The 15,074-nt window shown below is 71.1% G+C and carries 14 protein-coding genes and 1 pseudogene; 3 read left to right on the top strand and 12 right to left on the bottom strand.

The window, feature by feature from the left end; genetic code table 11:
• The first annotated feature begins 36 nt into the window (after window positions 1-36).
• A complete protein-coding gene (locus ACN269_RS23575; RefSeq protein ID WP_421474462.1) occupies window positions 37-1,659 on the top strand; it encodes a glycoside hydrolase family 13 protein in 1,623 nt (540 codons plus the stop codon).
• A gap of 186 nt (window positions 1,660-1,845) precedes the next feature.
• Here the strand turns inward: ACN269_RS23575 and ACN269_RS23570 are convergent, their stop codons facing one another.
• The 6 genes and pseudogenes from ACN269_RS23570 to ACN269_RS23545 form a co-directional block, all read right to left on the bottom strand.
• Window positions 1,846-2,283 carry a hypothetical protein gene (locus ACN269_RS23570; protein ID WP_089017805.1) on the bottom strand — a complete coding sequence of 146 codons (438 nt, stop codon included), beginning with the start codon at window positions 2,281-2,283 and terminating at the stop codon, window positions 1,846-1,848.
• An 86-nt stretch (window positions 2,284-2,369) separates the two neighbouring features.
• On the bottom strand, window positions 2,370-2,747 hold the full coding sequence (locus tag ACN269_RS23565) for a GntR family transcriptional regulator (RefSeq protein WP_421474461.1): 378 nt from the start codon (window positions 2,745-2,747) through the stop codon (window positions 2,370-2,372).
• 8 nt (window positions 2,748-2,755) lie between these two features.
• Entirely contained in the window at window positions 2,756-3,679 is a 924-nt protein-coding gene (locus ACN269_RS23560; RefSeq protein ID WP_421474460.1) for a YhjD/YihY/BrkB family envelope integrity protein, read from the bottom strand.
• Window positions 3,680-3,758: 79 nt separating this feature from the next.
• Window positions 3,759-4,328: a 2'-5' RNA ligase family protein gene (locus tag ACN269_RS23555; RefSeq protein ID WP_421476513.1), complete on the bottom strand. Its 570-nt coding sequence runs from the start codon at window positions 4,326-4,328 to the stop codon at window positions 3,759-3,761.
• A 27-nt stretch (window positions 4,329-4,355) separates the two neighbouring features.
• A complete protein-coding gene (gene trpS / locus ACN269_RS23550; RefSeq protein ID WP_421474459.1) occupies window positions 4,356-5,381 on the bottom strand; it encodes a tryptophan--tRNA ligase in 1,026 nt (341 codons plus the stop codon).
• 189 nt (window positions 5,382-5,570) lie between these two features.
• Window positions 5,571-6,545, bottom strand: a pseudogene (locus ACN269_RS23545) (hemolysin family protein); the annotation flags it as partial.
• Window positions 6,546-6,770: 225 nt separating this feature from the next.
• On the opposite strand from ACN269_RS23545, the gene galE reads away from it, so the two are divergent.
• Together galE and galK are read left to right on the top strand one after the other, a co-directional pair.
• A complete protein-coding gene (gene galE / locus ACN269_RS23540; RefSeq protein WP_421476512.1) occupies window positions 6,771-7,700 on the top strand; it encodes a UDP-glucose 4-epimerase GalE in 930 nt (309 codons plus the stop codon).
• A gap of 114 nt (window positions 7,701-7,814) precedes the next feature.
• Window positions 7,815-8,984 (top strand): galactokinase, encoded by a 1,170-nt coding sequence (gene galK, locus ACN269_RS23535; protein ID WP_421474458.1) that lies wholly within the window; start codon window positions 7,815-7,817, stop codon window positions 8,982-8,984.
• 142 nt (window positions 8,985-9,126) lie between these two features.
• Here the strand turns inward: galK and ACN269_RS23530 are convergent, their stop codons facing one another.
• From ACN269_RS23530 to ACN269_RS23505, 6 genes are all read right to left on the bottom strand, one after another.
• Entirely contained in the window at window positions 9,127-10,422 is a 1,296-nt protein-coding gene (locus tag ACN269_RS23530; protein WP_421474457.1) for a sulfate adenylyltransferase subunit 1, read from the bottom strand.
• Window positions 10,422-11,333, bottom strand: a complete 912-nt coding sequence (cysD, locus tag ACN269_RS23525; protein WP_421474456.1) for a sulfate adenylyltransferase subunit CysD — start codon at window positions 11,331-11,333, stop codon at window positions 10,422-10,424. Before cysD ends, ACN269_RS23530 begins: the two co-directional genes overlap by 1 nt.
• Before the next feature lie 65 nt (window positions 11,334-11,398).
• On the bottom strand, window positions 11,399-12,229 hold the full coding sequence (locus ACN269_RS23520; protein ID WP_421474455.1) for an inositol monophosphatase family protein: 831 nt from the start codon (window positions 12,227-12,229) through the stop codon (window positions 11,399-11,401).
• Between the two features lie 135 nt (window positions 12,230-12,364).
• Window positions 12,365-12,955: an aminoacyl-tRNA hydrolase gene (gene pth, locus ACN269_RS23515; RefSeq protein ID WP_421474454.1), complete on the bottom strand. Its 591-nt coding sequence runs from the start codon at window positions 12,953-12,955 to the stop codon at window positions 12,365-12,367.
• Between the two features lie 90 nt (window positions 12,956-13,045).
• Window positions 13,046-13,744, bottom strand: a complete 699-nt coding sequence (locus ACN269_RS23510; protein WP_421474453.1) for a 50S ribosomal protein L25/general stress protein Ctc — start codon at window positions 13,742-13,744, stop codon at window positions 13,046-13,048.
• A gap of 311 nt (window positions 13,745-14,055) precedes the next feature.
• Window positions 14,056-15,036, bottom strand: coding sequence for a ribose-phosphate diphosphokinase (locus ACN269_RS23505; RefSeq protein WP_355048964.1), 981 nt, complete (start codon window positions 15,034-15,036; stop codon window positions 14,056-14,058).
• Window positions 15,037-15,074 lie beyond the last annotated feature (38 nt).

The raw sequence follows: 15,074 nt of genomic DNA, 5'->3' as shown, positions 1-15,074 counted from the left end.
GCGCCCGAGCCTGAGACAGACGGGGAAACATCACCAATGACCGTCAGCACCACGACCCTGCCCCGCACCGACGACGACTGGTGGCGCTCCGCGGTCGTCTACCAGGTCTACGTGCGCAGCTTCGCCGACAGCAACGGTGACGGCATCGGCGACCTGGCGGGCATCCGGGAGCGCCTGCCGTACCTGCGCGACCTCGGGGTGGACGCGCTCTGGCTGACCCCCTTCTACACCTCGCCCATGGTCGACGGCGGGTACGACGTCGCCGACTACCGGGACGTCGACCCGATCTTCGGCACCCTCGCCGACTTCGACGCGATGATCACCGACGCGCACGCCCTCGGCCTGCGCATCATCGTCGACCTGGTGCCCAACCACACGTCGAGCGCGCACCGCTGGTTCGTCGACGCCCTCGCCGCCGGTCCCGGCTCGCCCGAGCGGGCCCGCTACCTCTTCGCCGACGGACAGGGCGCGCACGGCGAACTGCCGCCCAACGACTGGGAGAGCATCTTCGGCGGTTCCGCCTGGACCCGGGTCGCCGACGGCCAGTGGTACCTGCACCTGTTCGACCCGGCCCAGCCGGACCTGAACTGGCGCCACCCGGAGGTACGCGCCGAGTTCGAGGACGTGCTGCGGTTCTGGCTGGACCGGGGCGTGGACGGCTTCCGCGTCGACGTGGCCCACGGCATGATCAAGGCCGAAGGGTTGCCGGACGTCGGCTTCAGCACCGCGACCACCGGGCAACGCCAGGTCGACCTGCTCGGCAAGGGCCGCCTGCCCTACTTCGACCAGGACGAGGTCCACGAGATCTACCGCGCGTGGCGGCCCATCCTGGACAGCTACCCGGGCGGCCGGATGGCGGTCGCCGAGGCGTGGGCCGAGACGCCGCAGCGACTGGCCCGCTACATCGGCCCGGACGAGCTGCACCAGGCGTTCAGCTTCGACTTCCTCGACGCCACCTGGTCGGCCGACTCGTTCCGCAAGGTGATCGACACCGCGCTCGCCGAGGCGACGGTGGTCGGCGCGCCCACCACCTGGGTGCTGTCCAACCACGACAAGCAGCGGCACGTGACCCGCTACGGCGACGGCCCCGAAGGGCTGCGCCGGGCCCGCGCCGCCAGCCTGCTGATGCTCGCGCTCCCCGGCTCGGCCTACCTCTACCAGGGTGAGGAGTTGGGCCTGCCCGAGGTCCTCGACCTCCCCGACGAGCTACGGCAGGATCCGTCGTTCCTGCGTACCGGTGAGAGCCGCGACGGCTGCCGGGTGCCGATTCCGTGGAGTGGAGAGCTGGCGCCGTACGGCTTCGGGCCGGCCGGCAGCGAGCTGAGCTGGCTGCCGGCCCCGGCGACCTGGCGCGGCCTGTCGGTCAGCACGCAGGCCGGCACCCCGGGCTCGACGCTGGAGCTGTACCGGGCCGCCCTGCGTATCCGCCGCGAGCATCCGGCGCTGGCCGCCGACGACGGCGAGGTCACCTGGTCGCACACCGAGCCGGGCGTCCTGGCGTTCTCCCGCAGCGCGGGTGACACCGTGCTGACCTGCGTCGTCAACCTCAGCGCCGCGCCCGTGGCGGTCGACGGGTACGGCACACCGCTCGTCGCCAGCGCCCCGCTGACCGACCGCCTGTTGCCGGTCGACGCGGCTGCCTGGTTGGAACGGCGCTGAGCGGGTAAGCCAACCTCGACCTGGTCGTCCGTCGTGCCCCGCGCCAACGGGCGACTGGGCTGCCGACCCCTTGTGGTGGGGGGTGAGGTACACCGGCGCCACGCGGAACGGACTCCGCGCGGCGCCGGTGTTCGTGTGCCGTCCGTGGCGTGTCCCGTCGCCACTCCGAGGCGCTGACCCGCCGGGTCACTTCGCGGTGAGCAGCGCCGCGATCCGGGTGAAGCCGGCGCGCACCTCGGCCTCGTCCGGCGGCTCGGCAGGCTCGCCGTGACCCGCCTCGTCGGCTGCGGCGTCCAACTCCTCGTCGATCACGTCCTCGAAGTCCCCGTACAGGTCGGCCCCCTCGACCTGCCGGGCCTCGTCCTCGGCGGCCACCTGCGCGGCGGCGATCTCGCTGCGGATCTCGTCGGCCGACAGCGCCGGCAGCAGCGGTTCCACCACGGCCATCAACTGCTCCTCGGCCACCACCGCCTCGGCCAACGCCAACGCGTGCGGCCGTTCGTACGGCCCGCAGACCACCGGCTCCCACTCGTCCAGGTCACCGAGCGGCCCGAAGGTGATGATCCACGGCAGGCCGAGCATCGGCGAGTCGGCCGGCAGGTCCAGTGTCATGAGTGCGCCCACGGGCTCATCATGGTCCGCGAACGTGAGCGCCGGTGCCGTTCTGCTCGGTTACCGCCCGTCCGGCGGTGGATGAGAGACCGGTCGGCTCAGTCGTGTCGGGTGGCGTCCAGGGCCGCCCGCACGAGCGCGACAGCGCGGTCCGGGGACACGCCGAGCCGCCGCGCCTCGGCGGCGTAGTCGACGGCGACCCGGTGCAGCCGGTCGACGGCGTCGTCCCGGCCGGGCGCGACGAAGGTGCCGTTGCGTCCCCGGGTCTGCAACAGGCCGGCCGCCTCCAGTTCCCGGTAGGCCCGCGCCACCGTGTTCGCGGCCAGTCGCAGGTCGGCCGCGAGCTGCCGGACGGTGGGCAGGCGGCTGCCCACCGGCAACCGGCCGTCGCCGATCAACTCGGCGAGCTGCACCCGCACCTGCTCGTACGGCGGCACCGGTGAGTCCTGGTCGACGGTGATCAGCACGTCGGACATCTCCACCCTCACCCCGCACCGCCCGGAGCGCCGGGGTCGGTGTCTTCGTCGATGTCCACCACGGGGGCGCCCTCCGCCAGATCTACCACGCGCCCGCTCTGGCTGGTCGCGAGCAGCGCCGCGCCGAACAGCACCAGTTGGTTCAGCAGGTAGAGGTAGAGCAGCAGACCGACCGCGCCGGCCACCACGGTGTACGCCGGGTTCCGCTCGGTGCGCACCACGTAGTACCGCCCGAGCGTGTTGAGCAACGTGATGCCGACCGCGACCAGCAGCACCACCGGACGTAGCCGGGACCGGCTCATCCGCAGCCGGGGCACCGCGAGCAGCAGCGCGGTGGCGAGCACCGCGTTGACCAGCACGCTGAGTACGGCGCTGACGGTGGTCAGGCCGATCGACCCGGTGCTGCGCAGCAGGAAGCGCAGCAGAGATTCCAGCGCGTCCACCGCCGCCACGGAGAGGCCGAGCAGCACGAAGACGCCGATCATCACCCCGAGGTCGACCAGCCGCCGGACCACGAGGTTGCCGGGCTGCTGGTTGAGCGCGTACATGAGCCGCTGCGAGGAGCGGATCGCCTCCACCCAGCCGATGCCGGTGAACACGAGGATGACCAGGCCGACCACGCCGACCGTGCCGCTGGAGTTCGCGATCTGCTGCGCGTCCAGGAACGGCAGGTTCTCCTTCAGGAAGCCGGTTGCCGCCTCGCTGACCTCGTCGTTGTCCTCCAGGATCGCGCCGAAGACGGAGTACGCGACCAGGGCGAGAGCGAAGACGGCGAAGAAACCGTAGTACGCGATCGCCGCGGCGAGCCTTCCCGCCAACACGTCGGCGTACAGCGTCCCGGCACGCCACAGGTGGTCGAACAGGCCCGACCGGGCACGCGCGGCACCCACCCAGCGGTCGATGCCCGCCTCGATCCGGCCGATCACGTTCACGCGATCATCCTCGCCGATCTCCCGCCACCGTCCCGGCAACCAGCACAAGACCGCTCGCCATCCGGCGCGTCGCCGAACGTCAGTCGCCGAGGCGGAAGTCCCGGCGGGGCTGCCACCGGGCCTGCCCACTGTGCGAGAACAAAGTGAACGCGTCGACCTCGAACATCGCGGAGAAGTCGGCCAGATCCTCGTACACCTTGTCCAACGCCTCGGGAGCGACGTCGTGCGCGACGGTGACGTGCGGATGGTACGGGAAGCGGGTCTGGCGGTGCAGGCCCGGCGCGGCCGCGATGGCGGCGGCCAGCAACTCACATTCGCTGATGCCGGCGGCCACCGCGACGAATACCACCTGCGTCACCGGCCGGAACGTGCCGGTCCCCCGCAGGTGCAGCGTGAACGGCAGGTGCGCGGCGGCCACGGCGGCGAGGTGCCGCTCGACGCCCGGCAGCACGTCGGTCGGGATCTCGGTCGGACCGAGCAGTGTCACGTGCGCGGGCACCGCGAGGGGATCACCCGCCTCGATCCGTCGCCGGGTGAGCTGCGTCCCCCAGGGCTCCGGGATGTCCACCGCGATCCCGATCTGCACGGTGTCGCCCGACGGTGGCACCCCGCCACTGCGATCCACGCTTCGTGCCGCCACGTCGGCCACCGACTCGCCCACCCCGTCCCCGCGGCGCTATTCGCCGCGCACCGGCGGGAAGAAGCCGACCCGCTCGTACGCGGACCGCAGGGTCGCGCCGGCCACGGACCGGGCCTTCTCCGCGCCGGCGGCGAGCAGCTTGTCCAGTTGGGCGGGGTCGTCGAGGTACGTGCGCGTGCGCTCCTGGATGGGACGGACGAACTCCGCCACCACCTCGGCCAGCTCCTTCTTCAGGTCGCCGTAGCCACGGCCGGCGAACGCGGACACCAGGTCGTCGATGCCACGCCCGCTGAGCGCGGAGTAGATGGTCAACAGGTTGGACACGCCCGGCTTGGTCTCGGCGTCGAAGACGATCTCCCGACCGGTGTCGGTCACCGCGGAGCGGATCTTCTTCGCCGAGCGGGCCGGGTCTTCCAGCAGGTCGATGATGCCGGCCGGCGAGGACGACGACTTGGACATCTTGGCCGTCGGGTCCTGCAGGTCGGTGATCTTCGCGGTGTCCTTGACGATGTGCGGCGCGGGAATCGTGAACGTCGCGCCGAACAGCGAGTTGAACCGCTGGGCCAGGTCACGGGAGAGCTCGAGGTGCTGACGCTGGTCCTCGCCGACCGGCACCGCGTTGGCCTGGTAGAGCAGGATGTCGGCGGCCTGGAGGACCGGGTAGGTGAACAGCCCGACGCTGGCCCGCTCGTTGCCCTGCTTCTGCGACTTGTCCTTGAACTGGGTCATCCGGCTGGCCTCGCCGAAACCGGTGATGCAGCCGAGCACCCACGCCAACTGCGGGTGCTCGGGCACCTGCGACTGCACGAACAGGGTGCTGCGGTCCGGATCGATACCGACCGCGAAGAGCTGGGCGGCCGCCACCCTGGTCCGCTGGCGCAGCACCGCCGGATCGTGACCGGCGGTGATCGCGTGCAGGTCCACCACGCAGTAGAACGCGTCGTGGGTGTCCTGTAGGGCCACCCAGTGCCGCACGGCTCCCAGGTAGTTGCCGAGGTGGAACGAGTCGGCCGTCGGCTGGATGCCGGAGAAGACGCGGGGTCGCTCGGGAACGTCGGGCATGACGATAATTCTGTCAGCAAGCATGCGGAGCCGTCATGACGGGCCGGCGCGTCGGCCCCGGCCTGCCGGTGTCGGGGCGCTGACCTCGCGTGGTCCGCTCGTTCCCAGCCGTGGGCCCGGCCCGACCGAGCTGCCCCGCTGCTGTCCCGCCGCGCCCCGGTCCGCCTCGCGCTGATGGCCGACGGCGGGATCGCGCCGCGGCTCCGGCACCCGGGCCGCCGTCACCGCGAGCCGGGCGACCCGGCGTCCGTCCAGGGTCAGCACGCGCAGCAGCCAACCGTCGGCCGGTGCCGCCGGATCGGGCCCGCCGCCGTCGGGCGGCTCGGCGGGCACCGGCACCTCGTCGCCGGTCAGCGGCAGGCGGCCCAGGACGGCCATCACGTACCCACCCACGGTCTCGTACGGCCCGGCGGGGAGCGTCACGCCGGTCCGCTCGGCGAAGTCGGCGAGGTTAAGCCGGCCGTCGACCACGGCCGGCAGCCCGGCGTGGGTCGGGTCGGGAGGCCCGCCGTACCCCTCGTGGATCTCCCCGACGAGTTCCTCGATCAGGTCCTCCAGGGTGACGATCCCGGCGGTCCCGCCGTACTCGTCGACCACCACCGCCAGGTGGTGCCCTTCCCGGCGCATCTCGGTCAGCGCGGCCAGGACCCGCTTGCTCCCCGGCACCTGCTTGACCTCCCGGGTCAGCTCGCCCACGGTGGCGCAGGGGTCGGCGTCCGGACGGAGCAGCACGTCCCGTAGGTGCACGAACCCGACCACGTCGTCGTGGGTGCCGTCGGTGACCGGGTAACGGGAGTGCGTCTCGGCGCGTACCAGCCGGGCGGCCTCAGCGATGGTCAGCCGGGCCGGCAGGAACACCACCTCGGTGCGGGGCATCATCACCTCGCGGACGAGGCTCGCGCCGGCCACCAACACCTCGTCGATGATCCGCCGCTCGTCCGGGTCGAGCACCGTGTTGACCGCCACGAGGTCCCGCAGTTCGGCCTCGGAGATGCGTTCCCGACCGGCGGCCGGGCCGGTGCCGAGCAGGTCGGTGACGAGACGGGTCGCACCATCGGCGGTACGCACCAACACCCGGGCGACGGCCCGCGCGAGCGGCCCGGGGTCGCGGCGAGACCGTTTCCGCACCCGCCGCCGGAGCCCGGAACGGGCTGCTTCCCGCATGAAAGAGATGGTAGACACCGGGTGCCCACCGCACCGGATATGTGCGGCTCTGTTTAAACGTGAGAGATTATGATGGAATGGCGTGCGGCGCGATCCAGACTGCTCCCGAGCGCCGCCGTAGGGTGAGCTACCGAGGGCCACGTCCCGGCGGGCCAGGCAGGAGGCAACGACGTGAAACTGCTCGTCACCGGGGGTGCCGGCTTCATCGGCAGCGTGGTGACCCGGATGCTGCTCGACGCCGGCCACCAGGTCGTCGTCCTGGACGACCTGCGCACCGGTCACCGCGAGGCACTCGCTCCGGACGCGACGCACGTCGAGGCGTCCATCCACGACGCCGCCCAGGTCGTCACCGCCGACGCCGGCTTCGACGGGGTGCTGCACTTCGCCGCCCTCATCGCCGCCGGCGAGTCGATGGTGAAACCGGAGCTGTACTGGGAGAACAACACGGTCGGCACGCTCGCCCTGATCAACGCGGTCCGGGCCGCCCGGGTGCCCCGGATGGTCTTCTCCTCCACCGCCGCCGTCTACGGCAACCCCACCGAGCTGCCGATCTCCGAGACCGCGGTCAAGGCGCCCACCAACACCTACGGCGCCACCAAGCTCGCGGTCGACATGGCGCTCACCTCCGAGGCCATCGCGCACGGGCTGGCCGCCGTCTCCCTGCGCTACTTCAACGTGGCCGGAGCGCACCTCGTCGGGGACGTCGCACTCGGCGAGCGGCACGACCCGGAGACGCACCTCATCCCGATCGCCCTGGAGGTCGCCGCCGGCCGGCGGGAGAAGCTCCAACTCTTCGGCGACGACTACCCGACCGTGGACGGCACCTGCGTGCGCGACTACATCCACGTCGCCGACCTGGCCCGCGCGCACCTGCTCGCGCTGGACGCCGCCACCGCCGGTCAGCACCGCATCTACAACCTCGGCAACGGCAACGGCTTCACCAACCGTCAGGTGGTCGACGTGGTCCGCGAGGTCACCGGTCGACAGCTTCCGGTCGAGGTGGCGCCGCGCCGCGAGGGTGACCCGGCCGAGCTGGTCGCCTCGTCCGCGCTGGCCCGCGACGAGCTGGGCTGGGTGCCGCGCAAGCCCACCCTGCACGACATGGTCGGCGACGCCTGGGCCTTCTACCGCGCACACGTCCTGGAGCAGTCGTGAGCGCGAGGAGTGAGCCGGGTTTGCGAGCCCCGCAGTCGCGAACAAGGGAGGCACCGTGAGCGCGAGGAGTGAGCCGGGTTTGCGAGCCCCGCAGTCGCGAACAAGGGAGGCACTGTGACCAGCCCCACCGGTGACGTCGCCGAGCGGGCCGCCGCCGGCTTCATCGACCAGTACGACGCCACGGCCTCCGGCCTGTGGGCCGCACCCGGTCGGGTCAACCTGATCGGTGAGCACACCGACTACAACGACGGGTTCGTGCTGCCGTTCGCGCTTCCCATGCGTACCGTGGTCGCCGCCGACCGGCGCGACGACGAACGCTGGACGGTCTGGTCCGAGCTCTCCGGCGAGACGGTCACCTTCGCCGCGGACGACGTGGCCGAGCCCGGCCGGGTGACCGGCTGGGGCGCGTACGTGGCCGGGGTGGTCTGGGCGCTACGCGACGCCGGCCACGCGGTGCCCGGCGCCCGGCTGGCCATCGCCTCGGACGTGCCGCTGGGCTCCGGGCTCTCCTCGTCGGCCGCGCTCGAGTCCGCCGTGCTCGCCGCCCTGCTCGACCTCGCGGGGCTGGAGCTGCCCGCCGAACGGCAGCCCCGGCTGGCGCAGCGGGCGGAGAACGTCTACGTGGGCGCGCCGACCGGCATCATGGACCAGTCCGCGGTGATCCGCTGCCGCGCCGGGCACGCGCTCTTCCTCGACTGTCGCGACGAGTCCGTCGAGCACATCCCGTTCGAACTGGACGCCGCCGGGCTCACCGTGCTGGTCGTCGACAGCCGAGCGCCGCACCGGCACGCCGATGGTGAGTACGCGGCCCGCCGCCGCTCCTGCGAGGCCGCCGCCAAGACGCTCGGGGTGCCCGCGCTGCGCGACGTGACCGTCGACGAGCTCGACGCCGCTCTGGCCCGGCTCGACGACGCCGAGACCCGACGCCGGGTCCGGCACGTGGTCACCGAGGACCAGCGTGTGCTCGACACCGTCGCGCTGTTGCGCGCCGGCCGGGTCCGGGACATCGGTCCGCTGCTCACCGCCTCGCACGTCTCGATGCGCGACGACTTCGAGATCACCGTGCCGGAGATCGACACGGCGGTCGAGGCGGCCCTGTCGGCTGGCGCGTTGGGCGCGCGGATGACCGGCGGCGGATTCGGCGGCTGCGTCCTCGCCCTGGTCGAGACCGACCGCGTCGACACGGTGGCGGAGGCGGTCCGAACCGCCTACGCCGAACGCAGTTACACGCCCCCCACTACGTTCAAGGTCCACCCCGCCCCCGGCGCCACCCGCCTCTCCTAACCCCAACCCCGCCCCAGCCCGCGCCGATCTTGCACTTTCTGTGGCGACATAAGGTGCGATTACTGACCTATGGACAACAGAAAGTGCAAGATCGACGCGGGTCAGGGGCGGGGTTCGCGCGGGCTGGGGCGGGTGGCGCGAGTTAGGCGGCTTCGACGATCATGGCGGCGCCTACCGTGCGGTTGGTGGTCTCGTCGATGATGACGAAGCCACCCGTCGTACGGTTGCGGCGGTACTCGTCGGCCAGCAGCGGCACCGTCGTACGCAGCCGTACCCGACCGATCTCGTTCAGCCGCAGCTCGTCGGCCGACTCGTCACGGTGCAGCGAGTTGATGTCCAACCGGTAGTGCAGCCCGCGCACGATCGCCCGTGCCGAACGGGTGGTGTGCTTGATCGCGTACCGGCCGCCGACCCGCAGCGGGGCCGACTCGTCCATCCAGCAGACCATCGCCTCGATGTCCTGGGCGACGGCGGGCGCGTTGTTCGGCCGGCAGATCATGTCGCCCCGGGAGATGTCGATCTCGTCGGTCAGCCGTACCGTCACCGACATGGGCGGGAACGCCTCCGCGACCGGCCCGTCGGCGGTCTCCACGGCGGCGATCCGGCTGGTGAAGCCGGACGGCAGCACCATCACCTCGTCGCCCGGCTTGAGCACGCCCGAGGCGACCTGACCGGCGTAGCCGCGGTAGTCGGTGACCGTGGTCGACTGCGGACGGATCACGTACTGCACCGGGAACCGGACGTCGACCAGGTTGCGGTCACTGGCGATGTGCACCCGCTCCAGGTGGTGCAGCAGCGACGGCCCCTCGTACCACGGCATGTTCTCCGACCGGGCCACGATGTTGTCGCCCCGCAGCGCGGAGATTGGCACGACGGTCAGGTCCGGTACGTCGAGCTTCGCGGCGAACGCGGTGAACTCGTCGGCGATCTCCTCGTAGATCTCCTGCGACCAGTCGACCAGGTCCATCTTGTTGACGCAGAGGACCAGGTGCGGCACCCGCAGCAGCGAGCAGAGGAACGCGTGCCGGCGGGACTGCTCGACCAGGCCCTTGCGCGCGTCCACCAGGATCAGCGCCAGGTCCGCCGTGGAAGCGCCGGTGACCATGTTCCGGGTGTACTGGATGTGCCCGGGGGTGTCCGCGATGATGAACTTGCGCCGGGGCGTGGCGAAGTAGCGGTACGCCACGTCGATCGTGATGCCCTGCTCCCGCTCGGCGCGCAGGCCGTCGGTGAGCAGCGCGAGGTTGGTGTACTCGTCGCCCCGTGCCGCGCTGACCGCCTCCACCGCTTCCAGCTGGTCGGTGAAGAGCGACTTGGTGTCGTACAGCAGGCGGCCGATCAGGGTCGACTTGCCGTCGTCCACGCTGCCGGCGGTCGCGAACCGCAGCAGGTCCATCGCCCGCGCCTCGGCGGGCGGGGGCAGGGTCTCGGTGCTCATCAGAAGTAGCCCTCCCGCTTACGGTCCTCCATGGCGGCCTCGCTGACCCGGTCGTCACCACGGGTCGCGCCCCGCTCGGTGATCCGGGTGGCCGCCACCTCCTCGATGACCTTCTCCACGGTGTCCGCGTCCGAGCGGACCGCCGCGGTGCAGGAGGCGTCGCCGACGGTGCGGTACCGCACCTGGGCCTTGAACCGCTCCTCGCCGGCGCGCGGCCGGAAGAACTCGTTGACCGCGTAGAGCATGCCGTCGCGCTCGATCACCTCACGCTCGTGGGCGTAGTAGATCGACGGGAGCGGGATGCGCTCGCTGGCGATGTAGTGCCAGACGTCCAGCTCGGTCCAGTTGGACAGCGGAAAGACCCGGATCGACTCGCCCGGGTGGTGCCGGCCGTTGTAGAGCGACCACAGCTCCGGACGCTGGTTCTTCGGGTCCCACTGGCCGAACTCGTCACGGAAGCTGAACACCCGTTCCTTGGCCCGCGCCTTCTCCTCGTCGCGGCGGGCGCCACCGAACAGCGCGTCGAAGCGGTGCTTCTCCACCGCGTCCAGCAGCACCGGCGTCTGGATCCGATTGCGCATGCCGTCGCCGGACTCCCGGACCAGCCCGCTGGCCAGGGCCTCCGGCACGCTCGCCACCACCAGCTGCAACCCCAGCTCGGCGACCCGCTGGTCGCGGTACTCCAGCACCTCGGGGAAGTTGTGCCCGGTGTCGACGTGCATGACGGGGAAGGGGATGTTGGCCGGGGCGAACGCCTTCTGCGCCAACCGCAGCATGACGATCGAATCCTTGCCGCCGGAGAAGAGCAGCACCGGACGTTCCATCTCGGCGACAACCTCACGCATCACGAAGATGCTCTCCGCCTCCAGGGCGTCCAGGTGGGAGACGCGGTAGGCCGCGGGGGAGATCATGACACTCGCTCGCTCATCCGATTTCCAGACCTTTCCGGTCGGACATGTCAAGAAGTGCGCTCAGGCTACCCGGAATGCCTCTGCAGCGCTGCAAGCAACCGGCTGGCGAGATCCTTGCGACAGACCAACAGGTCCGGCAGGCGCGGATCCGCCTCGTTGTATCGAAGCGCAGAACCGTCGATCCGGGAAGCGTGCAGTCCGGTGGCCGTCGCCACAGCCACCGGCGCCGCCGAGTCCCACTCGTACTGCCCGCCGGCATGGATGTACGCGTCCACCTCGCCGGTCACCACCGCAGCGATCTTCGCCCCGGCGGAACCCATCGGCACCAGGTGCGCGCCCACGTCCTCGGCCAGGTCGGTGAGGAAGACCGGCGGACGACTCCGACTCGCCGCCAGACGGATCTTGCGCTCACCGGCGGTCGCCGCCTCGACCGTCATCGGCGGGTACGCCGGCGGATAGTCGGTGCCCAGCACCCGGTGCTGCGCCGGCAACCCCACCGCGCCGGCGACCAGCCCGTGCGGGCTCGGCGCGCTGCGCGCCCAGAGCGCCACGTGCACCGCCCAGTCCGAGCGGCCCTCCTCGGCGAACTCCCGGGTGCCGTCCAACGGATCGATGATCCAGACCCGGTCGGCACTCAGTCGGGACACCGCGCCCGCGTTCACCTCCGCCGCCCAGGCCAACCGCGAGCCCTCGTCCTCCTCGGAGAGCACCGCGTCCCCCGGCCGCCACCGCGCCAACTCGGTGCGGATCAGGTCGTGCGACACCTTGTCCCCGGCCGACTTCAGCGCCCCGGTGTCCGAGAAACCCAACTCCGTACGCAGGTCCAGCAGCGCCTGACCGGCCCGGGAGGCCAACCATCGGGCGAACGCCCCGTCGATCATCGGAGGACTGCCCATCTGCCCGCTCCCGTCGCCTCGCCGCGGCCCGTGCCCGCACGCACCGATCGGCCGCGACCCGCGTCGCCGGTCACGGCACGCCGAAAGGCGCAGACTACCGGCCCGGCGTTTCCAATCCGGTACGCACCGCCCGACTCAACCCCCGTGATACAGGTTCTGGGTCGGTTCCACGCCCTTGACGATCACCGACTCCACCACGTCGGCAGCCCGGTCCACCAGGAAATCGAGCTCCTTGCGCTCCACCGCGCCGAAATCCGACAGCACGAAATCCGCCGGATCCTGCCGCCCCGGCGGGCGACCGACCCCGAACCGCACCCGGGCATAGTCCTTGGTGCCCAACGACTTCGACATCGAGCGCAGGCCGTTGTGCCCGCCCTCGCCGCCGCCGAACTTGATCCGCACCTGGCCGAAGTCGATGTCCAGCTCGTCGTGCACCGCGATCACCTGCGCCGGGGGGACCTTGTAGAACTGCGACAGCGCCGCCACCGGCCCACCGGAGAGGTTCATGTAGGTCAGTGGCTTCGCCAGCACCAGCTTCGGACCACCGAACCCCAGCCGCCCCTCGGCGACCTCGGCCACCGCCCGCTTGTGCCGACCGAACCGCGCGCCGACCCGACCCGCCAGCAGCTCGGCCACCATGAACCCGACGTTGTGCCGGTTCCCGGCGTACTCCCGACCCGGGTTACCCAGGCCGACCACCAGCCACGGCCCCGCCTCGTCCGTCACGACCCGCCCCTCAAAACGTCTTCACTGACTCCCGATACGCCGGCAGGCGCCCCCGATGCTCGGGAGCGCCTGCCGCACGATACGAACCGATCAGGCCTCGGTGCGCGCCTCGGCGGACTCGTCGCCCTCGGCGGCCGGGGCGGCGTCCGCACCCTCGGAGCCCTCGGTGGTCTCGCCGACCTCGGCCTCGGCCTCGTCGGTAGCCGTCTCGACCTCGGGCAGCGTCGCCTCGAGCTGCTCAGCCGTCGGGGCGGCGGTCACCGAGGCGACCGGCAGCTCCGAGTCGGCGGCCAGCTCCACGCCGGAGGGCAGCTCGACGTCGGCGGCGGTGATCGTGGTGCCCGCCTCGGCGCCCTCGATCGACGCCTCCAGGTGGTCCGGCACCTTGGTGGCGTCGGCGGTCACCGAGAGGGTGTCGTGGTCGTGCACGATCAGGGTGTCCTTCGCGGCCTCACCGGTCAGCTGGACCGGGACCTCGACGGTGACCTTCTCACCGCGGCGGACCAGCAGCAGGTCCACGTGCTCGAAGGTGTCCTTGATCGGGTCACGCTGGATCGCCTTCGGCAGCGCCAGCACCTGGGTGCCGTCGGTGATGTCGATCGCGAAGAGCTGGTTGGCGCCACCCTTGCGGATCGCGGCGGCGAACTCCCGCGACGGCAGCGCGATGTGCTTGGGCTTCTCGCCGTGGCCGTACAGCACGGCGGGCACCTTGCCGGCCCGGCGGGTACGACGGGCACCACCCTTGCCGAACTCGGTGCGGGGCTCGGCGCTGATCTTTACCTCGGACACGGGAGAACTCCTGATGCTTCGCTGCGGCGGCTTGTCGTCTGGCGGTGCTGGGGCGAGGGGCTCGCTGGGGCTCATGCGTCATGAACGACTGCCCGGAGCACCGCGTCGATGACGGTGCCTCCGTGCGGCGCTCTTCAGCGGCCCGCCGGGCACCCTCGCCGTGGCAACCGCACCAGTCTACCCGAGCCAATTCCCAGGTTTCCGGCAGTCCCCGGTCGCAGCTCCAGGCCGATCCGCCGGTGGTGTTTCCCACCGGCGGATCAGCCCGTTTCGACCAGTTTGTCAGCCCTATCCGCCGGCCCCGACCCTGTTCAGCTCAGACCACCGAACAGGGTGGTCACCGAGCCGTCGTCGAACACCTCGCGGATCGCCCGTGCCAGCAGCGGCGCGATCGACAGCACGGTCAACTTGTCGAGCTGCTTCTCAGGCGGCAATGGCAGCGTGTTGGTCACCACGACCTCGCTGATCGGGCTGTTCTTCAACCGCTCCGTGGCCGGGTCGGACAGGAGCGCGTGGGTGGACGCCACCACGATCTCCGCCGCCCCCGACTCCTTGAGGATGTCCGCCGCCTTCGTGATCGTCCCACCCGTGTCGATCATGTCGTCGACGATCAGGCAGACCCGACCCTCCACCTCACCGACCACCCGGTTCGCCACCACCTGGTTCGGCTTCATCGGGTCACGGGTCTTGTGGATGAACGCCAAGGGGCAACCGCCCAGCCGGTCGGTCCACCGCTCGGCCACCCGTACCCGGCCCGAATCCGGCGCCACCACGGTCATCGGCCGACCGGCGTACCTGTGCTCCACGTACTCGGCGAGCACGTCCATCGCGAAGAGGTGATCCACCGGCCCGTCGAAGAAGCCCTGGATCTGCGCGGTGTGCAGGTCGACCGTGAGGATCCGGTTCGCACCGGCGGTCTTCAGCAGATCCGCCACCAGGCGGGCCGAGATCGGCTCCCGACCACGGTGCTTCTTGTCCTGCCGCGCGTACGGGTAGAACGGCAGCACCACGGTGATCCGCTTCGCCGAACCGCGCTTCAACGCGTCGACCATAATCAGGGTCTCCATGACCCAGGTGTTCACCCCGTGCGTCACGGACTGCACCACGAAGGCGTCCGAACCACGCACCGAATCCTTGAACCGTACGAAGATCTCGCCGTTGGCGAACTCGTACGCGTCAGCCGGCGTCGGTGCCACGCCGAGCACCTCGCCGATCTCCTTGGCCAACTCCGGGAAACCCCGTCCGGAGAAGAGCATCAGGCTCTTGCGGTTTTCGGCGACGATGCTGCCCATGGGCCCGTCTGCTCCCGTTTGTCGGCGGTACCCGGCCC

Source organism: Micromonospora sp. WMMD736 (assembly GCF_049179015.1).
In the GTDB taxonomy this organism is placed as follows: Bacteria; Actinomycetota; Actinomycetes; order Mycobacteriales; family Micromonosporaceae; genus Micromonospora.
Note: the sequence above shows the minus strand (reverse complement) of the source record. Positions and strands in the feature narration are given on the sequence as shown.